The following is a 22,376-nucleotide window of genomic DNA, read 5'->3' as shown; positions in this document are numbered from 1 at the left end:
ATATTCAGCCAAACATTCTTTAAGTGTTTCTAATCACTTCCTAAGTTTCAGGAGCATTCTACCTTACAAATCTTTACAGGTAGAATTCACAGGAAGTGAGCCTCCTTACTTTAAGTTTTTTGTCTAGCGAGGACTTATAATTATAACTGTATAGCTATTTTTGTCGATAAAGCTGTTTAAAAATAATTCTCTTTTTGTCTTTCTTAGCTTGTTTGTGTGCTTATTTATCAGATAATATAATTCGTTTGTCCACCGAACTTCTGATCTAAGGAAGCCTTAGCTGAAAGTTCTCATTACATCACACTTCTATTATATATGCCCAAAACTTACACTGTGGAAATCCACCACCAAGGCAAAATTCATACTTTGCAAGTTCCTGAAGATGAAACCATCTTATCAGTTGCCGATGCCGCTGGTTTAGATTTACCGAGTTCCTGTCATGCGGGTGTTTGCACAACTTGCGCTGGACAAATAGCCGAGGGAACTGTAGATCAAACCGAAGGCATGGGCGTTAGTCTAGATTTGCAAAAACAAGGTTACGTATTGCTTTGTATCGCCAAACCTCTTTCTGATTTGAAAATTGAGACAGAAAAAGAAGAAATAGTTTATCAGTTGCAATTTGGTAAAGACTAATAATCGGTAAACAGTTATCAGTACACGCTTTGATTGATAACTGATATTATCAAGACTGATAAACAACATAAGTATTTATTAGCACCTGATATCAATTATTCTAGAAACTAGAAAATAACAGGATTTAAAACGATGACAACTCATTTTATTACCGCAGAAATTGACCTTCAAGAAACTCCGACAGAATTACAAAAAGTAATTGAAGCAGAGTTACAAAAACAAGGTGAACCCCTACGCTGGGCAATTACCTCTGTGGAAGTTGCACAGCAAAAAGCTACTGTTGAAGCCGTTGTCACCACAGCCAGTGCTGAGTAGTTCAGTTATCAGTTATCAGTCAATACAGTTCAGATAAGCCCAAAACCCTGATGTAGAGGCGCGATTTATTGCGTCTTCCAAGACCAATAATCTACTGTTTACTGTTTACTGTTCACTGTTGACTGATTTAATATGCAACGTCCATACACTGCGATTTTAATTGTACCAACTGGCGTTGGGGCTGCCATTGGTGGTTATGCTGGTGATGCTTTGCCTGTTGCCAGAGTTATAGCACAGGTTTGCGATCGCCTGATCACTCACCCTAATGTTCTCAATGGCGCTAGTTTGTACTGGAATCTCCCCAATGCTTTTTATGTTGAAGGTTATGGGCTTGACAAATTTGCTGCTGGATGCTGGGGATTAAAACCTGTACATACCAATAAAGTAGGCTTGCTTTTAGACCAAGGTATTGAGCCAGAATTGCGACTACGACACTTACAAGCAGCAGATGCAGCCAGAGCAACTCTAGGATTGTCAGTAACAGATTATGTAATTACTGATGCCCCGCTAAATGTAGAATTACGCACAGCCCCATCGGGAGCTAGTTGGGGAACAATTGGCAACCCAGATAGCTTGTTAAGGGCAGCTGAAATCTTAGTTAACAAAGTGGGGGCAGAAGCGATCGCAGTTGTTGCCCGTTTCCCCGATGATATGGATGAAGAGGCAGTACAAAACTACCGCCAAGGTAAAGGCGTAGATCCCTTGGCGGGTGCAGAAGCCGTAATTAGCCATCTGCTAGTGCGAACCTTTCAAATACCTTGCGCCCATTCTCCTGCCCTTGCAAGCGTACCCCCAGAACCAGATTTATCACCTCGTTCCGCCGCCGAAGAATTAGGCTATACTTTCTTACCGAGCGTCCTTGTCGGCTTGAGTCGCGCCCCACAATTTATAGTAAATAAAGGGTTAGTTGCATCTTCACAAGAAGATATTTGGGTAGATCATGTAGATGCTGCGATCGTACCCGCAACTGCTTGCGGTGGTAGTGCCTTACTCAGTTTAAATCAGAAGCGATGCCAAATAATTACAGTCGAAGAAAATAAAACTCAAATACAAGTTCCTCCCCAGCCGTTGGGGATCAAATCCATACAGGTAAACTCATATTTAGAGGCAGTGGGTGTATTAGTAGCACACAAAGCAGGCATTAATCTATCTGCTCTCAGTTCAAGTCGCTTTGCTCCACTTCGTAATTCATGAGTCAACACTCAACAGTCAACAGTCAACAGTCAACAGTCAACAGTCAACAGTCAACAGTCAGTATATATTCTCCTCCTGCCCCCCTGCCCCTCTGCCCCTCTGCTTCCCCCCTCCCCTATTCCCCCCAAAAAACCGTGGTTGAACAACACAAGCAAGAGCCAGAAATTCCATACCTGACGCGCTTCCAAGTACTTGGGGCGATGGGAGCGACTGCAATCATTCTGTTGATAGTCGCCAAGCTATCGTTATACTTTGGCAACTTTTCCTTATTTTCCTGGAAATGGGATCAAAGGGAATTGCTGCTAGGTGTAGGGTTGGGGATCATCATTACTGCGTTAAGTGGCTTAGCTTACCGCTTTTTTCCTCTCTACCGTAAAAGTGCAGATTATTATTTAGAACTGGTACTTAAACCCTTAGCTTTACCTGACTTAATTTGGCTAGGGTTACTACCTGGTTTAAGTGAAGAATTGTTATTTCGAGGTGTAATACTGCCAGCTTTAGGTTCAGATAATACAGCTGTCATTGTATCGAGTCTTTGCTTTGGCGTCTTACACCTTAGTGGTTCCCAACAATGGCCTTATGTGATTTGGGCATCCATTGTTGGGATACTACTAGGATATAGTGCCTTGATTACGGGTAACTTATTAGTGCCGATTGTTGCTCATATTGTGACAAATTGGATTTCCAGCTATCTGTGGAAAATGTGGCAATTGTCGAAAATTAAAAGTTAAGAATTAGAATTTGACAAACAGTAGAGACGTTGCAATGCAACGTCTCTACTGTGGTCTATCTGAACCGTATTGCACTATCAACCATAAAATAATAAATTAGGTGGTTTGAGTGCTCTGACTGGATACTTTCTGTGCAGCAGTTTTTAAGCGAGTCGCTCTGCTTTTACGGAGACTCTCACTTCTGCGAACTCCACCAGCCATCTCATATTCGCGGCTATCTTTGCCGTATTTAAAAGCAATCCCCATGAGCATCTTCTCAGAGAACGTGCTCAACATTTGTTCTAACTCTTCAAGTTCTAATTTGGAAGAGTCGGCCATGCTGAGAATAGTGTTATAGCCTTCTAACTTGGTGCGTACCTGTTCAATTAATTGTGTTAGGTTTGTTAAGTTGTAAGCATCTCCAAGATCCAGATTAGTATTTATTGCTCTGAGTCCAGCGAATCTTAACTCAGCATTTTCTAGAATGCGGGATGCGCGTTTTCTCTGAGGCATAGATTTACTTCCTTGTGAGGTTTCTAAAATTAATATGCCCCGCTGCAACTATATTTTGGCTCAGCAAAATCCACAAATAATTGTATTTTGTGTTAGATAGTTACTAGTAAATTCCCCCGACTTAGATTCCCGACTTATTGAAGAAGTCGGGAATCTGCGAAGTGGGAAGTAATTTTAGCTGTGTTAACTACAGAAGAAGCATTTATAACTACAGAAGAAGCTGTGTTAACTAAAATTTGTTCATTGATAACTTAAAAAGAAGTTTCAGTTAATAAAAATCATAGTTTGCTTATGATTTAAGGAATATTTATAAGTAAATAATTAATTCTATTGAATATAGCTTTAGTTTTAGTTATCAAGTTACGAGCATTTGTAACTACAGCTTCAACATCTATAAGCACAGAAGAAGTTGTATTAACTACAGCTTCTTGTGTGCTTATCAAAGGATGAGTTTTTGTATGGGTTATGTATTTTTACGCTTTATCAAATGCGGTTTTTGACGAGTAAGCTGCTAGCGCGATCGCCTGTGGTAAAATTCGATGTTCCTGAATTTGAATCCTGGCGTGGAGTGTTTCTGGGGTGTCATCCGCTAATACTGGCACTGCTGCTTGCATTAATATTGGGCCACTGTCCACTTCTAAACAAGCTATATGCGCTGTACAGCCAGTAATTTTTACCCCAGATGCCAAAGCTTGTTCGACAGCATGGACTCCTTTAAAACTTGGCAACAAACTAGGGTGGATATTAATAATCTTGTTGGGAAAGGCATCGATTAATACTTCTGTAACTAGTCGCATCCAGCCGGCCATAATCACCCATTCAACATCGTATTTCTGCAACGTCTGCACAATTTGCTCGTCAAACTCTTCCCGGTTTTTGTAGTTGCGGTGATTCAATAAAACAGCCTCAACACCTCTATTTGCTGCCCTTACCGCTGCTTTAGCTGAGGGATTATTATAAATCAAAACTTGAATTTGAGCGTTTAACTGTCCGTCTTGGATAGCTTGAGCAACCACCTCAAAATTGCTGCCATTCCCAGAAGCCATAATTCCTAGTTTCAAAGGAGCGCTTTGTGTAAATTCGTTACTAGAGATGTTGGGAGAAATCAGGCAAGCAGCATCAGCCTTGACTGGGGAATTATCACTCATAAAACTTCTATCTTACTAATAAATGCGAGCCTAATGGACATTTAACTTGCTGAAAATTATTAGAAGGAAGCGTTGGCGGAAGTGGCGGTTTAGTTGAGGGTTTATCAGTTTCACAAATAGCAGTACTTGTAAGATCACCTTTAATTTTTCTGACAAATGTAATGCCCGTATAGCTTCTTAATTCAGGTTTTTTGGCAACTGCTGTGCTGATTACACTTTGGGTTTGCTTGTCTTGGGATACTATTCGATAACGATAATTCTCTGTTTCTGGCTTAATATCAAGACCTAGTTGCTCAATAGTTGTACTAAACTTTTGGTATTCCAGATAGTGAGCCTGTTGTCCGCGGTTGATAGTACCAATAATTTGTTTAGCTTCAACTTCTGGCTGATTGGTTGCTTGATTTCCTGCTTTTGGGTCGATAAGTTGGACATTATCAGGCAATGTAGTAGCATCAGAAACTTTTTTGAATAGCGATGCCTTTGGAGAAAAAGCTGTGGGTCTGGGTTTTCCCGGATTGGTTTCATCTAATTGCAGTCGCATCTGACCATCAGCAGTAAATTCAAAAATTGTCAATACTGGTTGCTGATTACTGGGAATTGTGACATCTAGATGCATAGGTTGTGGCGTCGGGTTGATGCGATATTTAACTTCGGCGGCAACAGAAGTATTAGGATTGGGCAATAAGATAAATAATTTACCTTCTGGTGTGAAAATGAAGGTTAGTCTTTGAAGCGATGAAGATTCTTGAGTTTGCCATTGCCCCGACAATTTTTGGACAATAGGGTTTGTCTGCTTAGCTGGTTGAGATGGCGTTGGCGTTGGTGCTGTGGCAGGCTGAGCTAACACAGTCGGTTCGAGTTTCATCAGTAGTACTATAAATACGCTAAAGCTAAATAATTTGCTAGCGATTTGGAGTTTACTAGAGTAGGCGAATTTAAGCATTTGCGTAATAGTCATTAGATTGACAGGATCTTAACAGTACTTTTGTAAAGATGAATCCGACACTGATCAAAACGAGATTAGTCCCCAATCCCGAGTCCCTACCATCGCCATGAAAACAACCCAACGATCGCCTATACAACTGCTGGATAATGATACTGTAGCAGCCTGGATTTTTCTCACACCAGCACTAATTTTACTAGGCGTCTTTATTATTTGGCCGATCGCCTATTTGTTTTACCTTAGTTTCACCGCTGGTAGTTTCACCTCATCAGGTACTTATTGGATAGGCATAAAAAACTACTGGCGCTTGCTACTCAACCCCGATTTCTGGCAAGTTCTGGGTAACACCTTTTATTTTACAGTTGCCACCGTCATTCCCAGCTTAGTTATTCCCTTGGGACTAGCAGTGCTACTAAATCGCTCCCTAGCCTTGCGGGGAATATTGCGAAGTACCTATTTTTTACCTTCAATTATTTCGCTTGTGGCGGCTGGTTTGGGATTTCGCTGGCTGTTTCAAACATCAGGGCCGGTTAACGGACTTTTAGCTCTTTTTGGCCTTCCGGCAATATCCTGGCTAGGAGACACATTTTGGGCCATGCCAGTACTGATATTATTAAGCATTTGGAAACAACTGGGTTTCAATATGGTGGTGTTTTTAGCGGGGTTGCAAACAATTCCCCCCAGTCGTTATGAAGCAGCAGATTTGGATGGAGCAAATGCTTGGCAACAATTCTGGCATATTACCCTGCCCGGATTGCGATCGACTATCATATTTGCAATTGTCACCACTGCGATTTTTACATTGCGGAGTTTTGAGCAAGTTTATGTGATTACTGGCGGCGGCCCCCTGAATTCGACTAATTTACTGGTTTACTACATTTACCAAGAAGCTTTTGGTCAATTTGATTTTGGCTATGCAGCAGCAGGGGCGACAGTGCTGTTAGCAGTGACGACGGTACTAGTGTATTTGCAGTTGCGAACTTGGAGTGAGGAGTAGGGGAGGGAGGCTACGGTGTACACACATCTCTGTACAAAACTAAAATCGTTGTAGATCCTCCTAAATCCTCCTTAAAAAGGAGGACTTTGAGAGGTTTTTGCCCCCCTTTGCAAGGCTACAGTGTACACACATCTCTGTACAAAACCAAAATCGTTGTAGATCCTCCTAAATCCTCCTTAAAAAGGAGGACTTTGAGAGGTTTTTGCCCCCCTTTTTAAGGGGGGTTGGGGGGATCAAAAGCCTGTGGGACAACTCTAGAAGACTTGTGTGTACACCGTAGGGGAGGGAGGAGGGAGGAGACAGGAGGGAAACGGATCTAACTCAACTGTGCTACAAGTTGATTTTCTAATAGTGTGTTATTTGTCAATAAGTCCTCGACGGTAATTCGCAAAAAGCGTTGTTCATCAACTTGAAAGAGGATTTTAATGCGATCGCTTCCTGGATATCCAGTTGGTGTAAGTTGGGCTATTGTTCTAGCACCTTCTTGATCGTTTAGGGGCTTGACGATGGTTTCACCATTGTCAGAACGGCGAGTAATTAAGCGATCGCCATCAAAATAAACTTCGGTGTTACCTGTATCTGCTCCCAATTCTCCCATAATTAATTCGATACTGGGTTGATTTTCCAAAGATGCGCCTAAAACTAATTCCATTGGCTGGCTCATTGGGTATGCTTGTCCAGCTTTAATAATCGGATGCCATTTGTGGAGTCCTTTACGACGATCCCAGTAGCGAACACCGTAACTATGGTAGAGAAAGTCTTTAATTTCTATGCCTTGAGCTAACTGTAATGCACCTTGGGCGATCGCTTCAAAAGGACGTTCGCAACGAATTTTCTCTGGCTCAAAATACTGTTTTACCCATGTCTGCACTGCTGGTAATTGCACAGTCCCACCAACTAACAACACTGCATTAATATCTGCAAGTTCTATTCCCTGGCGTCTTGCTTGCTGCAATAGTGTCGTCATCGACTCATCTAGTAACTCAAAAAATGCATGTTCTTTGAGAATATTTTCTAAGGTATCGCGGTTTAGTTCTAGTTCGTAGCTTTCAAATGTCTCATCGTCAAAATAAACTTCACTGGCTTGGTTTTGAGTTGATAGTTGAATTTTTACCTTTTCTGCTAGTCGCATTGTCAGCGGACTTACCGCCAATCCTTGAGTTTTGGCAAAGTAATCTACTAACCAATTATCAATATCAGTACCACCTAAATTTTGCCCTGCTTTCGCTAGTACGCGGGCAGTTTTTACCTTTTGCTTGGAGTCTTCAGCTAAGGATTTATTACCCCACTTGAGAATAAATCCTAGGGGTTTTGTGCTTGCTTGCACACCTTGAGCCAACTGTACAAGGGATAAATCCAAAGTACCGCCGCCAAAGTCAATTACTAAAAGAATTTCTTGATCTGCTAAGCCATAACCCAAAGCTGCGGCTGTGGGTTCATCGAGCATCCGCACTTGTTCGACGGGGAGAGATTGACAAACTTTGCCCAACCAATGACGATAAGCTTCAAAGCTGTCTACGGGAACTGTTAAAACTAGAGAATCTAACCCACCTTGCAGGGGTACTAGTTGTTCGATTATCTTAGTGAGAAACCATTGCCCTACCTGTTCAAAGGTGATGATTTGTCCATCTAGTTCAGGTAAGAAACCTTGGATATCTGCTCCGATTCCCCGTTTGAAGCTGCGGAAAAATCGGGCTTCGCCTTTGAGGTCAAAACCGCGATCGCGTACTTGTTGCCCTACCAAGATTTTACCCTGTGTTGCTTCTTCAACATAAACTAGGCTAGGAATCAATGGCGGATTTAAACTTTGTTGAATTGATAACCCAGGTAGGTTTAGGGTTTCTGGCTGCTGGGTTACGGGATTCCAACGAGTAATGACTGTGTTGCTAGTACCAAAATCGATTGCGATCGCCATATATTATTGATGATTTCGCGCCAAGATACAAACACTAGGGTGGAGAGTGCCAATTGTGATTATTCTATATAAGCCACCAAGAGCGCAAATGGGCGATCGCTTCTTCTTTGTGTTTGGCTTCGACTTCTATCCACGGTGCTTCATGGTAGACATTAGGCATAGCAGTAATCAAATCACTGTGTTTTCTGTCGTTGAAAGCTATTTCGCCGTTCGAAATATGCACTAACTGCCAATCTGGATTCGCCCAAGTTTCTCGCGCTGCATAAAACATTTCTGCTACACTCGGATGATCGTAGCTGTCTAAGTTTTCGTGGCAAATATGGTGATGGGCATCGAATACCATCGGTATGCCAGCTTGCTGACACACTGCTAAAATTTCGCTGGCACTGTAAGCGTATTCATCATTCTCTAAAGTTAAGCGGCTTTTAATTGCTTCTGGTAATTCTGAAATTACTCTTACTAGTTGTTCGGTGCGTTGAGATTTGCCACCATGAATATTCATCAACGACCAAGGCGATCGCGGTAAACTCAGTAAGTCAAATGTGCGGGCATGTCGTTCTAAAATTTTGATACTTGCTTGTACCACTTCGGCAGAATCAGAACTCAACACTACATATTGGTCTGGGTGCAGCACCATTCTAATGCCCAATGCTTGAGCTTGCTGACCAATTTCGCTTAAGTTAGCGCTCATTTCCTCTAAAATATTTGCGCCGATTTCGTCTTCCATGTCACTCAGAGGAAACAAACCAGAGGAGATACGATACAGCCGAATCCCGTTCTCCTGACAAAAGGAGAGAGCATCATGCAAACGCTGTAAGTTATGTCCATATAGTTCTCTTAGCGTACTTTCACGCTCACTTAGAGAGAGTTTTAAGTAGCGTGTACGCGTCATTGTCCGAAAGCGCACCTTTTTATCAACGGTGATGCAAACTAGCCCTAAATGGGGCAGAGTGCTTTCTTGGCACTGCTGTGTATTAACTAGATTTTGGAGATGAATTGCGGTCATTAACTAAGTTTATCAACTATTGCCCTTCTTTATATTTAAGTAAATTTTGCAACTGAGTCATGAGTATCTAAAGAATGAAGTCTGAAATTTTAAGCATTTAAGCTCATCCCACCCTTAAAAGGGAATGGGATAACACGAAAGACTGTTGACTGTTGACTGTTAACTGTTGACTGTTAACGGCGTTGGGGCATCTTTCATCACCTACCGAGAAGGAATAGGTTTTCCCGACGCCTTTTTATAAATACCTGATACGCATCCTTTAGCCAATAGTCATAGGCACGTTCTTCTTTTTCTTGGGCTGCCATGAAAATACATCTGCCTTATGGAGTATTTTTTGTCATATATCCATAAATGTTTATATGGTTTTTTAATGATTTAGTAATGAAAGTATTCAAATTCTAGGCTAAGAAGCTCACAACTCAAGCCATTGCAGTGCATCCAAGGTGACTTAACCAAAGAAGGAATGTCAAGATTAGGAGATGTACCTACAGGTAGGGAAGTCAAGTACCTGAAATATTTATTAATATAAAGTAAATTCAGCGTCAGGAGTCAAAAAAGTTTTTACTAATCAATCACCAGATTCTTCACGAACGGAGCAGAAGATTATGAACGACCAAGAACCATCAGAATCTAAGGAATTTGTCGGAAATCTCAAGAATGGGATTTGGCTGTTTGGCCTTTCATCTTGGGTATTTGGCATTACTGACCGCAGTATTGCTTCATTTGCCGATGGCTATCTATCTGCTTTGGATTTAACGCAACTATTTACAGCGGCGACATTCTTTGTAGCGTGGCTATTTTTGAAACCGACATCCAAGGCTTAAGCAATTCAAAATGCTCAAACTGAATAGCAATCACCATTCTGGCTAATTGGCTAATGTAGAACAGGATTACATCAGTCTTGTAAAAAATTCGGAAAGATATGTAAAGCAAAACACTTTTTACTGTAATGAGGGGTGTGCCAAAAAGTGCATCTTTATTTTTTGTACACTAAAAAATCGGCGTCATTTTGATTCCTAGAATGACGCCGATTTTTGATTAATCAATACTAACTCAGAATAGCGATCGCATTTTACAAAAAATATAGTCAAGAGCCAAAATGGCAATAGTTATGAGCCGACTGTGCGATCGTACACTTCACTACCACAATCGAGATAATAATTTAAAACCAACAATAAGCAAGCTTCACTTAACTATTTTAAACACAGCCGCTCACAATTAATTAAATGTAATCTATTTTACCTAAACAAGCTTTCCTGAGCCAAATTAATCACTCTTTAGACAGACGAGTTCAAAAGTCCAACGAGTTAAATTTTTGAGCTAAGTCATATATTTTCAACCTTTAAAATTTTCTACTGAAGTTATAATGTTAGATGTTTTGGCAAAATCAATAGTTGATAATCAACACATTCCAGCTACTATTATACTGCAAAATATTATCTTGCCCAATTCAGATATTTATAGTAGTGTAGAAAAACTATTTTTAAAATTGAACTATAATTCCGTGCTTAATTACAAACAAAATATTGTTGAACTCAAAAAAGGTGGAAGCATTAGATTTGATACTTATTTTAATGTTTTTTCAGTCCAGAAGTGGAAGAATTGTATTAACATAAAACGTATAAATATAAGGTTATATTTAAAAGGAGCATTTCAAATTAAGCTTTTGGCGATAGATAACTTATCAACATCTGCACGTTTAATCAACCAAAAGTTTATCAACGTTAATACTTTAAGTGAAGTAACCGTGTTCGATAATATAGACATAATATATAAAAATTTATTGTATCTTGAAATTAAAGCTATATCAAATAACTGTTTATTCAAAGATGGGTACTTTTACATAATAAATATTCGTCAAAATTTAGATAAAAAATTGCAGTAATATAGCGTTTCCTAACCGACTAAAGTACAAATTTATCTGTCATGAAAAGTTTCCTAGGTTGAGAAACCCCGTTCGCATGATTGCGTCTCCTCTTCTCTGGTAGACGCTTCTTCGCGTTGGGAGAAGTTAGAGGATATCTGAAAACTTTTTGGTGTTGTATTCGAGACTTGTAGATCCCCCTAAATCCACGCCACTTGCTACAAGTCGGGAAACCCGACGACAGTCGCCTCAAGTCGGGAAACCCGCCCACGGCGCTGTCTCCCCAACACAGTGGCTCCCCTTAAAAAGGGGGACTTTGATTCCGGTTCCCCCCTTAAAAAGGGGGCTTTATAAATTCCACCCTTTTTAAGGGGGTTGGGGGATCTGAGTGCGTAAGTTCTGAATTTGCTTTATGCCTCTCAAGAGTAAAGCTGGAGACTCCGGCTTTGCTCTTAAAGATATTTACAAGAGGTATAGTATATTAGCGATCGCCTAACGCATCCTAACATTAAACTTTTTGGCATTGTCAGGTAGGGGCACGGCAATGCCGTGCCCCTACAAAAAATCTATATGTATCAAGATTTTCGTGAATTGGTATTATCCTGCGAGTTCGTAGTTTCAAGTTTTTGATATGCATCCAGGTTTGATTTTGCCCAGATACATACAGGATTTTGGCATATCGCACAACAGAATTAAGTTTGAAATTTTAATTTAAATTTTTTATTCAACCTAAAAGGCTTTCTTATGCAGAGCTGATTTTAGTCCTATCGGACTAACTAAACAAACAATACGTAGTCTCATAGATAATTTAAATTACTCCGCTCGCATGAGGACAGGATTCTGAGATTTGAGAGAATAGGTACTGTAGAAGCTAGTTATTCAACAACTTCTAGAAGTGATGGAGGTACATATGAAAGCGATATTTCTTACAGCAGCAGCATTACTCAGCACAGTAGCTCTAACAGCTCCCATTCCCGTAAAAGCTGAAAACACCACCCCCCTCCGGCGCTTACTAGAAACTAGAGAATGTTTCGGATGCGATTTAACAGGCGTTAACCTGAAAGGTGCTCACTTAATAGGCGTTGATTTGAGAAAGGCAAATTTACAGGGTGCTAATCTTGAAGGCGCTAACTTAGAAGGTGCAGATTTAACTGGTGCAAATTTGAAGTCTGCTAACCTTACAGACACTTTTGCTAGTGGTACTACCTTTGAGAACGCTAATCTGACTAACGCCAACTTAAGTGATGCTAATCTGCATAATGCTCAAGTAGATGGCGCTGTGATGATTGGCACTAATCTAAATGGTGCTGACGGCTTTGACATTAATCTTGGTATCGGAGGAGAAGAATGAGAGTTATAAGTTAAGAGTTATCAGTTTTAAAATGAAAACTCCTAACCACTAACTCCTAACTCCGAGGTTTTACTCTCCAGTAATGGATAGTTCATCCACCCAGATTTTTGGACAAACGCCTCCTGGAGTTAATTCCGCTTCTTTCTCGATATAAATAATTGACTTCAAGAGTTCCAAGAAATCGCCCGCAACTGTTGCTGACTCAATACTTGTTTTAACACCCTTGTTGACTAGCCACCCATCAAACGGCAAAGAAAACGAGCCTTGTAAAGACTTAACTCCAGCATGGAGAGCTTGTAAATCATCGATAAAAATCACATTCTCAGAAGTTTCTAGACTAAATTCCTGTTCAGGAGTTGCTGCTGAGAAAACATGATAAAAATTGGGACTAACATTGACTTTTGCGCCAATACTTGCATTACCTGTTGGCTGAGCATTCATCCTTTTAGCAGTTCCAGCACTGTGAAGAAAGCCTGTTAAAACTCCACTTTCAATCAAGGAAATCTGACGAGTGGGAGTTCCTTCACCATCAAAAGTTTCTGCGCCTACATTAGCTGGATGCAATGCATCATCATAAACCGAAAGCAGAGGTGAAGCAATTTGCTTACCTAAATCATCGGGAGTAGATAGGCTTTGGTTGTCCAGAATACTTTGAGCATTGAACAAGTTAGAAAAACCACCCAACAGACTTAAGAAAGCTTCCGCTGAGAAAACAACTCTATATTTACCAGTCTTGATTTTTTCATAGTTCAAGTGACTGATAGTTTTATCAGCAGTCTCTTTAATACAACCATTAATGTCTAAATTATTTAAACTCCGGTTGATTCTAAAAGCGCCTGCACTACGCGGTTTTTTTCCTTCTTCCTCAGTTTTGCTATAAAGATAAACCGATGCTAAAGAGTGAGATTCAATTCTTGCTGCACCGTCGCTATTGAGATAGAACCTATCAATATCTCTTTGCGCCAAACCGTTATAAGGCACACCTTTAATTGCTGGATGAACTGCCAATAATTCTTTTTCAGCAACCAGCAGTTTTTCAATCAGTTCAGCAACAGGTGCTTGGGGTGCTTTGTCTTCAGCTTTATTGGCAATTGGAATAGTAGCCTCTGGACTAAAATCAGGGACATTTTCCTTAACACCAAAGAAACTGGCTTCGTAGGCAGTTTTTAAAGCTAATTCCAATCCATTGGGATCTACATCTGTGGTGCTGGTGACTCCCATTGTATTGTCTTCATTCCAGACACGGACAGTGACACCAGAACGATTTGAGGCTTTGACTTGTTTTGGCTCACCTTGGTCTACTTGTACACTAGTTTCGTCCACTGTTGAGCCATAAATGTCGAATTTTTTGATGCCAAGTTTATTAGCATTATCCTTGGCATAACTTGCTATTTCGTTGATATTTGGCATACTCAATTTGAGATTTTAGATTTTAGATTTTGGATTGAAAACGAGTAAATTTTAGATGTTAGGTTTTGGATTTTGGATTTTGGAAATTGTATTTTTCTCGTAGTGTTTTGATTGACGCCACGGTCATGGCAAGAATTTCGGTAGTTTCTTGCATTAGGCTTTTTAGTTTTTCTGCTGTCATTAATCCTGATTCAACAAGAAGCTCTAACTAATAAAGCGTTTCATCCGCTTCTTCTTCCACGATGCCGAGTTTAGCAATCAAATCAGCTGTTGATTTAGATCTACAAGCTGCTCGATAATTAGCACCCACAGAAGTAGCCGAACGCAACAGCTGCTTGCCAATGACATCAGCAGTTTTAGTTGGTGGCAGCACCTCAACTAGACGAATAACTCACAATGCAAGCTGCTTTGTTCTAGTTTTAAACTGCTGTTCATTCACAATCCAAAATCCAAAATCCAAAATCTAAAATTCTCTAGCGTCCACCTACGGTAATCGAATCAACTTTGATGTGGGGTTGTCCTACTGTGGTGTAAATACTGCCACTGACGGAGCCACAAAAACCTGGTGCGATTTCCAAATCTTGAGAACACATGGAAATTTTGTTCATAATTTCCTTGGCTTCACCGATAAGGATGGCTCCCTTTAGTGGTTTGGTGATTTTGCCATTTTCAATTAAATAAGCTTCATCGACACTAAAGTTAAATTGGCCTGTTGCGCCAACACTACCGCCGCCCATCTTTTTGCAGTAAATGCCTTTATCAATAGAGGCAAATAAATCTTCAATGCTATATTCACCAGAATCAATATAGGTATTACGCATCCGGCTAGCAGCGGCATAGGTGTAATTCTGGCGGCGTCCACTTCCCGTCCTAGGGTGTCCGGTGCGTGAGGAACCTGCTCTATCTGCTAAAAAGTTTTTGAGAACACCTTTTTCAATTAATAGGGTTCTTTGAGCAGGCATACCTTCATCATCCATGTCAATTGTGCCAAAGGCATTTTCAGCACGCCCTTCATCCCAGGCTGTTAAACTTTCGTGGGCAATTTTTTCGCCTTTTTTGTCAGCAAAGGGAGTGGTGTTGCGTTCAATTTGAGTGGTTTCTAGCAAGTGTCCACAGGCTTCGTGGAAGATGACGCCGCCAAAGTGATTCGCCATAATGATGGGGTAAGTGCCTGATTCCACGTAATCTGCATAGAGCATTTTCCCAGCAGATTCGGCTATTTGCTCGGCGGCTTGTTGATAATCCCAAGTTCTTAAGAAGTTAGCATCGCTAGTGTTACCAGCACGTTCACCGATGGAGGAGCGATTAGCACCATCAGCAGACAGGAGGTTAAATCCTACTGACTGGGTGAGGCGAATATCACGAGCAAAAGTACCATCGCTGGCGGCGACTAAAACTTCTTGCCAATCTCGGAAATAGGTAGCGCGGCGCGATTGGACGTGACTAGCTTTTCGCTTTAGCTGGGCAGTACCATCAAGAAGGACTTCTCCCATTTCTCGGATGGAGCTACACAGCGTCAGCCATCCATCTTTACCTCTTTTGGTGGCGTAGTCTCTCAATAATTCCAGGTTGATTTCTGGGATGAAAGCGTTGGGAGCGGGTAGTTGTAATCCCAGGATAGAAAGACCTTTTTCTAAGGCTGCTTTCAAACCGGAAAATGAAAGGTCATTGGTGCTAACGTAGCAGTCGGCTTTGCCGCGAAAGACTCTGACGCCTGCACCTGTAGCTAAACTTGGTGAAATACTAGTGATGGCGTCGTCTTCTGCAAGACAACTGATGTAGTTGCGACGCTCTAAGAATAATTCGATGAAGTCAGCGCCAGCGGCGCGTCCTAGTCCCAGGAGGGTAGCCAGAGGGGCTTCCCAGGTTTCATCGAAACGCTCTGGGGTGGAGGAATATTGTAGGGTGGGAAGTTGATTTGAGAGAATTAGCGTACTTGTAAGCATGGGTAGCCTCGTCTGCTGGCGTAATCAGAGATTTGACTGAAAAATCCTGGTGTGTTCACTCTAGCAAATTTACCCAGATGACATCTGGCGTGGCTTTTTGAAAAGCAACTTGGTTTTAGCTACTTTGCTTGATTTCCTTTGTTCATCTCACGCCTACGCAACTTCACCAAAATTCTGACTCGCCGCTTAAATGCTTCAAAGTCTTCAGCGCTTAATTTGGTTTTCTGCCACACTGGGCGTTGCATCAAGCGCTCAGACCATTGATTCAGCTTGGAGTAATTACTGAGATGGAAACCTAAAGGAGGTAATGAATGGATGGCTATTCCAGCAACGATATCAGCCAAGGTTAACTGCTGACTGCCAAAAAAAGAGCGATCGCCAAGCACTTGTGTAAAAAACTGCAATACTTTATCTATATTCTGCTTTGCCTGTGCAAATTGCGGTGAGTCTTCATTTTCATAAATTAGTGAAATCACTTGGGGAAATAATTCATTTGCAGTCACCATTTGCACCATCCGCACTGTTGCTAATGCTTGAGGTTCTGTAGGTAGCATTGCAGGTGTAGGATATTTGCTTTCTAAATAATCCATAATTGCCAAAGATTCTACAATTTGAAAACCGTCATCCACCACAACTGGAATGTGGTGAAAAGGGTTAACTGTCAAAAAATCTGGTTGCAACTGATCACCATCTAAGTTAAGCAAGATTGCTTCAAAGGGAATTTCCTTTTCTAGTAAAGTAATCCACACACGGCGAGCATTGGGCGAAAGGGGATTGTAGTAGAATTTGAGCATATAAAATTCCTGAAAAAGTTGATATTTTGATTTGTGCCACAGATTTAAATCAGTGAACAGTAAAGAGTAAACAGTAAACAGTGGTCAGAAACAAACTGATTACTGTTTACTGATAACTGTTAAAGATGGCTTTCTATGTATTGATTTAGATGATTCACTGCTCTTTGCATGTGAATCGAATTTCCGTATAGTTTGCTCATCATAATCGCTCCTTCTAAAGTTGCAGTTATGATGGTTGCGATTTCATCAGCATTTACTTCAGGGCGAATTTCACCCTTTTCAATGCCTGTTTCAATAATTCGACGAATTAGATTCAGCCAAGAGTTCATCACTTGTTGAGTGCGATCGCGCAATGCCGGGTAAGCATCATCACTCTCAACAGCAGTGTTTAGCAGTGGACAGCCTCCCGGAACTGGTGGGTTATCTACAAAACCACTAAATACGCTAATAATTGCTTGAAGACGCTCAACTGCATGGCGCTTGCTTCGCAATACAGATCTATAGTGTCTACTAACACAAGCGATCGCAAAATCAAAAGCCTGTAATGCTAGTTCATCTTTGCTTTGGAAGTGATTGTAAATTCCTCCTTTCTGCAATCCGGTGACACGCATAATATCTGACATAGACGAGCCTGCATAACCTTGTTGGTTAAACAGTTCCGCTGCTTGTTGGAGAATTTTGGTTTTTGTTTCTTCGCCTTTAGACATTAAAACATTTCAGACCGATTGGTCTGATTGAGGTTAGCATGACATTTGCTTGAGAGTCAAGTATTGGGGATCAAGGTATTAATACTCTGCAAAGTTAGGGCTGAATTTCGCCAAAATTATTTGTACTAGCTTAAACTTATATTTTTTTGTCAATATCAATGCATTTTCCTCCTTGATCTAACATTTCAGGGTATAACCTTAGTTAAGGACTCCTCTACTAGATTTGGTGAGACGACAGGAGTCAAATTACGACATTCAAATCTATTGTTTAAAACAGGAGATGGACTGTCATGACACAGCAAAATGCTGCCCAACTTTTTAAAGCCGTAAAACAAGACCAAGCATTAAAGGAAAGACTCAAAGCCACAGATAACCCAGAAGCTTTCGTCAAAATTGCTAAAGAGCGTGGCTATGAATTTACTGTCGAAGAACTGCAAAATGAGATTGATAAATTGTCTGAAGAGGATTTAGCAGCTATTGTTAATCCAGGTTTAGCACCTAGACGACACATTCATCCCAGGTAATTCTTGAACTGGGGGAGTAAAAGTTAAAAAAACTAAGGATATCGCTTGAATGCGCTTCTTGCTTTAACCAAGAAGTATTGGAAAAGACCCACCGTTATAGTTAAAAGCTTGACGGTGGGTACTTTATTTTATGAGGTAGAGAATTAATAAAAGGCGATCGCTCAAACTTTGCTTGTGTGATCGTAATTCGAGAATGATCGGGTAATCTTTAGGTTTTTACGATAGCTACTAATAAAATTTATACATTATATACATAAGTAATTTTTGCCTCGTTTAGGTGCTGAATGCTTCTATAAGGTTAAGATTGGCTAATATCACCCCAAGAGGTAAGACAAGCAGGTGTTACAAGTAGATTTTCAAATCTGGTAAGATCTCTTGCTTCGGAAATTCGGGGTGATGTGTCAACAGAAGTGTTACCTTTGACTGAGATGCCTGCTATCAGTATAGATGCTAAGTCAATTGATCTTGGCTACGGAGTTCGAGCAGAGGATACAATTTGGTGTAATCAGGCAATTATGCGTGTTTCTGATCTTCGTGACAGCGATGATGAACAATTCCTTGCAGACATAATATCATCTATTGCATTAGGATCTCCTTTTGCTGCTAGCAAATCAAAGTTTAATAACTACTACGGCAAAGGTGATGTCGATAAGTTAGACGAAATTGATGTTGCCATTGCTAGATATGGAGAAAATAATTTAGGAGAAGATATTAAGATGCTAGAATCAAGTGCCGGCACTGACCCTGTATGGTATAAAAATAAATTGTACATACGTGATGGACACGAAAAAAAGCCGCAAGAAGTATCAGGCGATCAAATTGCTGCTGTATACAGTCTATTCAAGTAACTAGTGTTCGAGAGACTTCTCAATTAATTTACTGGAAACATTGCTTTCATACTTAGACAAACAATCTTCCCACTAAACAAACAAAACCAGGTAACAAAGGTGAGTTAAGTTCATCACTAGCAAATAATGTCGCTATCAGTACCAGTGCTGCTTTTTGCCGCTGATAGACTTCAATCTGTTGTAAACGCCAATCAAAAATCCAATATTCTTGAACTCCTCTGGATGAATAAAGCTTGAGTTTTGCCTCTCTGTCCCGCCGCTCATTTTCGATACCTGGAGAAAGTACTTCAATTACCAGTTCTGGAGCACCAGTCAAGTGTCCTGCATCATCTAGCAAGGTAGCCAAGCGTTGATTACTTGCCCAAACCACATCAGGAATGACGTTATCGGTATCTGTAAAAAGAATTCCCGGATTGGGTACAGTTTCTCCCAAACCTGTTGTCTCTGACCAAATATTCAGTACGGACAAAATTTTGGTACAAACTTTTTGATGATTCCAATGTGGCGCTCTGGTCACAAATAATTCCCCATCAATAATCTCGTAACGATTGCCGTTATCTGGCAACAGTTCTAGGTCTGCGGTTATCCAGCGTACTCCCTCGTATGTCGTCTGGCTCATACAGCCTCCTATTGAGTAATATGAACAAGTGCAATTTTAATGCGTTACAGCTTATTGTGAACTAAACCACAGTTGGGTGGGCAGTGCCCACCCGAAGTTAAATTTAACAGTAAACAGTCAAGATAATTGGGTTTAAGGGGAACCACTAAGGGGGTGCTCACTTCCAACTAAAAACTAATAACCCAAAGCCGACTAGTGGCAGGCGCTATCAGCCGATTTTAAATCCCCCACCATACCCCTTAATAACTGTTTACTGTTTACTGTTGACTGATTTAAAATCTACCTAGCTGCAAAGTAGGCTTCTAACGCCTCAGAACCCCCAATTAATTTGCCATCGATAAATACTTGAGGAACTGTTGTTGCACCTGTAACTGCTCGTAAAGAGCGTGTGGTAATATCCTTACCCAAGGTGATTTCTTCGTAGTTTATGCCATGTTCCTTGAGCATTCCCTTGGCGCGGGCGCAGAAGGGACAACCCACTTTTGCAAACAGGGAAACGACTTCGGGCTTCACTGCTTCGGGGTTTATATATCTGAGCATTGTTTCGGCATCGGAAACTTTAAAGGGATCTCCTGGCTCGTCTGGCTCAATGAACATCTTGTCAACTATGCCATCTTTAACCAGCATGGAATAGCGCCATGACCGCTTACCAAATCCCAAGTCTGATTTATCTACCAGCATTCCCATGCCTTCGGTAAATTCACCATTGCCATCGGGTATTAGTTTAACATTTTCTGACTCTTGATCCTTTGCCCATTCGTTCATTACAAAGGCATCATTGACAGAAATACAGACAATGTCGTCTACACCGTTTTCTTTGAAAACCTTAGCCAACTCGTTGTAACCAGGGAGATGAGTTGATGAACAAGTTGGAGTAAAAGCGCCTGGTAAGGAGAAAACCGCGACTGTCTTACCAGCAAACAGTTCATCGGTTGTCACATTTACCCACTGGTTATCTTGACGAGTACGGAAGGTGACTTTGGGGATTTTTTGTCCTTGACGATTGGAAAACATAGTTTTGCTTTTTGAAGTAACCAATCCACTAATAACGCATGATGGGGAGATTGGTCTAATCTAACTGTCAATCAGTTAGCATTCATTGATAAATGGGGCGATCGCTGCGACAAATTCAGCGGTAGATTCGTATGGTAGGACATTGCGCCCATTCATTTTAATCCCACGACCTTGAGGTAAACAGGCGAGGTAATCAGCTAAACGTTCATCTGGTGTTTCTTTTTTACCTTCTTGGCTGATACTCGATGCTGTTTCTCCTACAACTACCAGTGTTGGTTGCCTAATTGAGGCGATCGCGCTACTATAATTCTGCCGCCAAAATCCTGCTAAAAAAGAAAATACTGCATGGCGATTCTTAGGATTTTCTGCACCTGCGACTAAAGCATTTAACCACTCTGCATCGACAGCATCGTCTGAAGCGAAGAGTTGGCGAGTCGAAAAAGATGTTAAAAACTTTGGCGTGCGTGCATAGCGATAAAAAGCATTCCCAAAAGGCGAATCTAAAATATTCCAAAGCAGTTTTTGCTGCCATTCTGGTGATTTTTTGGTAATCACAGCCCAAGCTGGCGGCCCAGCAAGTATAAGTCCAGCGATTAAATTTGGTTCTTTTTGGATTAATTCGATTGCAACTGGCAATAAAGCACCTTGCACTACCACAATTACAGGTTTCTGTACTACTGTTTGTAAAAAGTATTGCAGTTGTCTTGCCCAATCACTAGGAGTGTAAGCCAAATGAGGCATCTCACTTTCACCGCATCCCAATAAATCAGGATTGTAAATTGGATTTTGATGACCTGTGTTATACCATTCGTGGCAAAATCGCCGCCAAAATTGCCGTGATAATCCAACGCCAATCGGATGAATTAACAGCAAAGGAATACCTTCAGGCGTTGAATTAGTTGGTTGATGGACTTCGTAAGCACAGCGATAATTCTGCCAGGTGTAAAACTGGGTGGGAGATGCTGTCATGAATGTGTTAGTTACAGCAGATGGTTGCATAATTCCAAGCTCTTGATATCTGCTAAAAAATTATTTTTGGATGGATAAATTGGTATCCGGCATCTTTGATCTTTTGATTAGATACCCAGACATTATACGGACGATCGCTTTTAACAGAAGCATCCCATATAACTTTAGGTAAATTGTGTTTATCAAACAGAGTATCTAGTAATTCTCTGCTAGTGAGATGTGCATCATCCACTAAATTATAAACTCCTTGTAAGCGGTTGCGACGAGCAAATTCTATTGCACCAACAATATCATCTAAATGAATCCAATTTGTGACATCCTCGCCGTTACCAGGACGGGTTGCACCAGGATATCTACTAAATATTTTTACCAATTCTCTACCAGGGCCATAAATTCCTCCTAAGCGCAATATACAAACGCGGAGATTTTCATTAGATGCTGATAACAAAACTTCTTCAGTTTTACGCAAAATTTGGGCATTAATATTAGCAGGTGCAAGTGGTGTTTCTTCATCTACCCACACACCATTTCTATCACCGTAAACTGCATAACTACCTGTATATATTAACTGTCTAACGCAGGGAGCTTGCTGTAAAACTGAAACTAAAGTTTTGGCAGTTTGTAGATAAGTTTCTTCATACGAATCTGCACCTTTTGCGCCAATACTCAAAAGTACAACATCTTGATTTTGCAATAATGATTTTAGACCATCTCGGTCATTACCTTGGGTAACTATAACTCGTTGGGCAATTGGTTGTAGTGCTGGGACACGCTCAGGGGAAGTTGTCGTGGCGCTAACCACAAAATCCATATTTTGCTGCCAATATTGAGCAACCACATAACCAACATAACCACAACCAATGATTGCAATGTTCATGACAATTTAGACACAAATAAATTAAACGCTTTCTGGAATCAATATTTTCACCCAATCAGTTAACAATCTTTCAGTTGAG

The 22,376-nt window shown here is 40.8% G+C and carries 24 protein-coding genes; 10 read left to right on the top strand and 14 right to left on the bottom strand.

Features of this window, described 5'->3' with window-relative positions; all coding sequences use genetic code 11:
• Window positions 1-315: 315 nt before the first annotated feature.
• The 4 genes from FNW02_RS20170 (at window position 316) to FNW02_RS20155 (ending at window position 2,873) form a co-directional block, all read left to right on the top strand.
• Window positions 316-633, top strand: a complete 318-nt coding sequence (locus FNW02_RS20170) for a 2Fe-2S iron-sulfur cluster-binding protein (RefSeq protein WP_191759286.1) — start codon at window positions 316-318, stop codon at window positions 631-633.
• Between the two features lie 132 nt (window positions 634-765).
• On the top strand, window positions 766-948 hold the full coding sequence (locus tag FNW02_RS20165) for a hypothetical protein (RefSeq protein ID WP_191759285.1): 183 nt from the start codon (window positions 766-768) through the stop codon (window positions 946-948).
• Between the two features lie 132 nt (window positions 949-1,080).
• On the top strand, window positions 1,081-2,142 hold the full coding sequence (locus tag FNW02_RS20160) for a DUF3326 domain-containing protein (RefSeq protein ID WP_191759284.1): 1,062 nt from the start codon (window positions 1,081-1,083) through the stop codon (window positions 2,140-2,142).
• A 134-nt stretch (window positions 2,143-2,276) separates the two neighbouring features.
• Entirely contained in the window at window positions 2,277-2,873 is a 597-nt protein-coding gene (locus tag FNW02_RS20155; protein ID WP_191759283.1) for a CPBP family glutamic-type intramembrane protease, read from the top strand.
• Window positions 2,874-2,969: 96 nt separating this feature from the next.
• Here FNW02_RS20155 and FNW02_RS20150 read toward each other — a convergent pair whose 3' ends face one another.
• From FNW02_RS20150 to FNW02_RS20140, 3 genes are all read right to left on the bottom strand, one after another.
• A complete protein-coding gene (locus FNW02_RS20150) occupies window positions 2,970-3,365 on the bottom strand; it encodes a hypothetical protein (protein ID WP_191759282.1) in 396 nt (131 codons plus the stop codon).
• Window positions 3,366-3,838: 473 nt separating this feature from the next.
• A complete protein-coding gene (purN, locus tag FNW02_RS20145) occupies window positions 3,839-4,513 on the bottom strand; it encodes a phosphoribosylglycinamide formyltransferase (protein WP_191759281.1) in 675 nt (224 codons plus the stop codon).
• A gap of 7 nt (window positions 4,514-4,520) precedes the next feature.
• A complete protein-coding gene (locus tag FNW02_RS20140; protein WP_191759280.1) occupies window positions 4,521-5,378 on the bottom strand; it encodes a type IV pilin-like G/H family protein in 858 nt (285 codons plus the stop codon).
• Window positions 5,379-5,565: 187 nt separating this feature from the next.
• On the opposite strand from FNW02_RS20140, the gene FNW02_RS20135 reads away from it, so the two are divergent.
• Window positions 5,566-6,453 (top strand): carbohydrate ABC transporter permease, encoded by an 888-nt coding sequence (locus tag FNW02_RS20135; protein ID WP_191759279.1) that lies wholly within the window; start codon window positions 5,566-5,568, stop codon window positions 6,451-6,453.
• A 316-nt stretch (window positions 6,454-6,769) separates the two neighbouring features.
• Here the strand turns inward: FNW02_RS20135 and FNW02_RS20130 are convergent, their stop codons facing one another.
• Both FNW02_RS20130 and uvsE read right to left on the bottom strand, forming a co-directional pair.
• Window positions 6,770-8,368: an Hsp70 family protein gene (locus FNW02_RS20130; protein WP_191759278.1), complete on the bottom strand. Its 1,599-nt coding sequence runs from the start codon at window positions 8,366-8,368 to the stop codon at window positions 6,770-6,772.
• A 64-nt stretch (window positions 8,369-8,432) separates the two neighbouring features.
• The gene (gene uvsE, locus FNW02_RS20125; RefSeq protein ID WP_191759277.1) at window positions 8,433-9,374 is read right to left on the bottom strand and encodes a UV DNA damage repair endonuclease UvsE; all 942 of its coding nucleotides are present in this window, start codon (window positions 9,372-9,374) and stop codon (window positions 8,433-8,435) included.
• A 605-nt stretch (window positions 9,375-9,979) separates the two neighbouring features.
• Between uvsE and FNW02_RS20120 the strand changes: the two genes are divergently transcribed.
• The 3 genes from FNW02_RS20120 (at window position 9,980) to FNW02_RS20110 (ending at window position 12,589) form a co-directional block, all read left to right on the top strand.
• Window positions 9,980-10,198, top strand: coding sequence for a hypothetical protein (locus FNW02_RS20120; protein ID WP_191759276.1), 219 nt, complete (start codon window positions 9,980-9,982; stop codon window positions 10,196-10,198).
• Between the two features lie 542 nt (window positions 10,199-10,740).
• The gene (locus FNW02_RS20115) at window positions 10,741-11,259 is read left to right on the top strand and encodes a hypothetical protein (protein WP_191759275.1); all 519 of its coding nucleotides are present in this window, start codon (window positions 10,741-10,743) and stop codon (window positions 11,257-11,259) included.
• A gap of 889 nt (window positions 11,260-12,148) precedes the next feature.
• Window positions 12,149-12,589, top strand: a complete 441-nt coding sequence (locus tag FNW02_RS20110; protein ID WP_191759274.1) for a pentapeptide repeat-containing protein — start codon at window positions 12,149-12,151, stop codon at window positions 12,587-12,589.
• Window positions 12,590-12,658: 69 nt separating this feature from the next.
• Here FNW02_RS20110 and FNW02_RS20105 read toward each other — a convergent pair whose 3' ends face one another.
• From FNW02_RS20105 to FNW02_RS20085, 5 genes are all read right to left on the bottom strand, one after another.
• Window positions 12,659-13,999, bottom strand: coding sequence for a TldD/PmbA family protein (locus FNW02_RS20105; RefSeq protein WP_191759273.1), 1,341 nt, complete (start codon window positions 13,997-13,999; stop codon window positions 12,659-12,661).
• 208 nt (window positions 14,000-14,207) lie between these two features.
• On the bottom strand, window positions 14,208-14,387 hold the full coding sequence (locus FNW02_RS38810; RefSeq protein WP_348535422.1) for a four helix bundle protein: 180 nt from the start codon (window positions 14,385-14,387) through the stop codon (window positions 14,208-14,210).
• 85 nt (window positions 14,388-14,472) lie between these two features.
• A complete protein-coding gene (locus FNW02_RS20095) occupies window positions 14,473-15,945 on the bottom strand; it encodes a TldD/PmbA family protein (protein WP_191759272.1) in 1,473 nt (490 codons plus the stop codon).
• A gap of 119 nt (window positions 15,946-16,064) precedes the next feature.
• Window positions 16,065-16,739, bottom strand: coding sequence for a glutathione S-transferase family protein (locus tag FNW02_RS20090; RefSeq protein WP_191759271.1), 675 nt, complete (start codon window positions 16,737-16,739; stop codon window positions 16,065-16,067).
• A gap of 119 nt (window positions 16,740-16,858) precedes the next feature.
• Entirely contained in the window at window positions 16,859-17,446 is a 588-nt protein-coding gene (locus FNW02_RS20085) for a TetR/AcrR family transcriptional regulator (RefSeq protein ID WP_191759270.1), read from the bottom strand.
• A gap of 290 nt (window positions 17,447-17,736) precedes the next feature.
• Here FNW02_RS20085 and FNW02_RS20080 point away from each other — a divergent pair, with 290 nt between their 5' ends.
• Window positions 17,737-17,970: a Nif11-like leader peptide family natural product precursor gene (locus tag FNW02_RS20080; RefSeq protein ID WP_191759269.1), complete on the top strand. Its 234-nt coding sequence runs from the start codon at window positions 17,737-17,739 to the stop codon at window positions 17,968-17,970.
• A 398-nt stretch (window positions 17,971-18,368) separates the two neighbouring features.
• Window positions 18,369-18,818 carry a hypothetical protein gene (locus tag FNW02_RS20075; RefSeq protein ID WP_191759268.1) on the top strand — a complete coding sequence of 150 codons (450 nt, stop codon included), beginning with the start codon at window positions 18,369-18,371 and terminating at the stop codon, window positions 18,816-18,818.
• A 52-nt stretch (window positions 18,819-18,870) separates the two neighbouring features.
• On the opposite strand, the gene FNW02_RS20070 is transcribed toward FNW02_RS20075, so the two are convergent.
• From FNW02_RS20070 to FNW02_RS20055, 4 genes are all read right to left on the bottom strand, one after another.
• Window positions 18,871-19,437, bottom strand: a complete 567-nt coding sequence (locus FNW02_RS20070) for a Uma2 family endonuclease (RefSeq protein ID WP_191759267.1) — start codon at window positions 19,435-19,437, stop codon at window positions 18,871-18,873.
• A gap of 279 nt (window positions 19,438-19,716) precedes the next feature.
• The gene (locus FNW02_RS20065) at window positions 19,717-20,451 is read right to left on the bottom strand and encodes a glutathione peroxidase (RefSeq protein WP_191759266.1); all 735 of its coding nucleotides are present in this window, start codon (window positions 20,449-20,451) and stop codon (window positions 19,717-19,719) included.
• A 75-nt stretch (window positions 20,452-20,526) separates the two neighbouring features.
• A complete protein-coding gene (locus tag FNW02_RS20060) occupies window positions 20,527-21,450 on the bottom strand; it encodes an alpha/beta fold hydrolase (RefSeq protein ID WP_191759265.1) in 924 nt (307 codons plus the stop codon).
• A gap of 22 nt (window positions 21,451-21,472) precedes the next feature.
• Entirely contained in the window at window positions 21,473-22,297 is an 825-nt protein-coding gene (locus FNW02_RS20055) for an SDR family oxidoreductase (RefSeq protein WP_191759264.1), read from the bottom strand.
• Between the last annotated feature and the right edge of the window lie 79 nt (window positions 22,298-22,376).

Source organism: Komarekiella delphini-convector SJRDD-AB1 (genome assembly GCF_014831675.1).
Taxonomy (GTDB): Bacteria; Cyanobacteriota; Cyanobacteriia; order Cyanobacteriales; family Nostocaceae; genus Komarekiella.
The sequence above is the reverse complement of the archived record's forward strand: the minus strand, read 5'-3'. Positions and strand labels throughout refer to the sequence as shown.

Excerpts from the sequence above, each read along its gene's own strand:
- FNW02_RS20170 (WP_191759286.1), top strand. The coding sequence starts at position 316 with ATGCCCAAAACTTACACTGTGGAAATCCACCACCAAGGCAAAATTCAT.
- FNW02_RS20165 (WP_191759285.1), top strand. The coding sequence starts at position 766 with ATGACAACTCATTTTATTACCGCAGAAATTGACCTTCAAGAAACTCCG.
- FNW02_RS20160 (WP_191759284.1), top strand. The coding sequence starts at position 1,081 with ATGCAACGTCCATACACTGCGATTTTAATTGTACCAACTGGCGTTGGG.
- FNW02_RS20150 (WP_191759282.1), bottom strand. The coding sequence starts at position 3,365 with ATGCCTCAGAGAAAACGCGCATCCCGCATTCTAGAAAATGCTGAGTTA.
- purN (WP_191759281.1), bottom strand. The coding sequence starts at position 4,513 with ATGAGTGATAATTCCCCAGTCAAGGCTGATGCTGCTTGCCTGATTTCT.
- FNW02_RS20140 (WP_191759280.1), bottom strand. The coding sequence starts at position 5,378 with ATGAAACTCGAACCGACTGTGTTAGCTCAGCCTGCCACAGCACCAACG.
- FNW02_RS20135 (WP_191759279.1), top strand. The coding sequence starts at position 5,566 with ATGAAAACAACCCAACGATCGCCTATACAACTGCTGGATAATGATACT.
- FNW02_RS20130 (WP_191759278.1), bottom strand. The coding sequence starts at position 8,368 with ATGGCGATCGCAATCGATTTTGGTACTAGCAACACAGTCATTACTCGT.
- uvsE (WP_191759277.1), bottom strand. The coding sequence starts at position 9,374 with ATGACCGCAATTCATCTCCAAAATCTAGTTAATACACAGCAGTGCCAA.
- FNW02_RS20120 (WP_191759276.1), top strand. The coding sequence starts at position 9,980 with ATGAACGACCAAGAACCATCAGAATCTAAGGAATTTGTCGGAAATCTC.
- FNW02_RS20115 (WP_191759275.1), top strand. The coding sequence starts at position 10,741 with ATGTTAGATGTTTTGGCAAAATCAATAGTTGATAATCAACACATTCCA.
- FNW02_RS20110 (WP_191759274.1), top strand. The coding sequence starts at position 12,149 with ATGAAAGCGATATTTCTTACAGCAGCAGCATTACTCAGCACAGTAGCT.
- FNW02_RS20105 (WP_191759273.1), bottom strand. The coding sequence starts at position 13,999 with ATGCCAAATATCAACGAAATAGCAAGTTATGCCAAGGATAATGCTAAT.
- FNW02_RS20095 (WP_191759272.1), bottom strand. The coding sequence starts at position 15,945 with ATGCTTACAAGTACGCTAATTCTCTCAAATCAACTTCCCACCCTACAA.
- FNW02_RS20090 (WP_191759271.1), bottom strand. The coding sequence starts at position 16,739 with ATGCTCAAATTCTACTACAATCCCCTTTCGCCCAATGCTCGCCGTGTG.
- FNW02_RS20085 (WP_191759270.1), bottom strand. The coding sequence starts at position 17,446 with ATGTCTAAAGGCGAAGAAACAAAAACCAAAATTCTCCAACAAGCAGCG.
- FNW02_RS20080 (WP_191759269.1), top strand. The coding sequence starts at position 17,737 with ATGACACAGCAAAATGCTGCCCAACTTTTTAAAGCCGTAAAACAAGAC.
- FNW02_RS20070 (WP_191759267.1), bottom strand. The coding sequence starts at position 19,437 with ATGAGCCAGACGACATACGAGGGAGTACGCTGGATAACCGCAGACCTA.
- FNW02_RS20065 (WP_191759266.1), bottom strand. The coding sequence starts at position 20,451 with ATGTTTTCCAATCGTCAAGGACAAAAAATCCCCAAAGTCACCTTCCGT.
- FNW02_RS20060 (WP_191759265.1), bottom strand. The coding sequence starts at position 21,450 with ATGCAACCATCTGCTGTAACTAACACATTCATGACAGCATCTCCCACC.
- FNW02_RS20055 (WP_191759264.1), bottom strand. The coding sequence starts at position 22,297 with ATGAACATTGCAATCATTGGTTGTGGTTATGTTGGTTATGTGGTTGCT.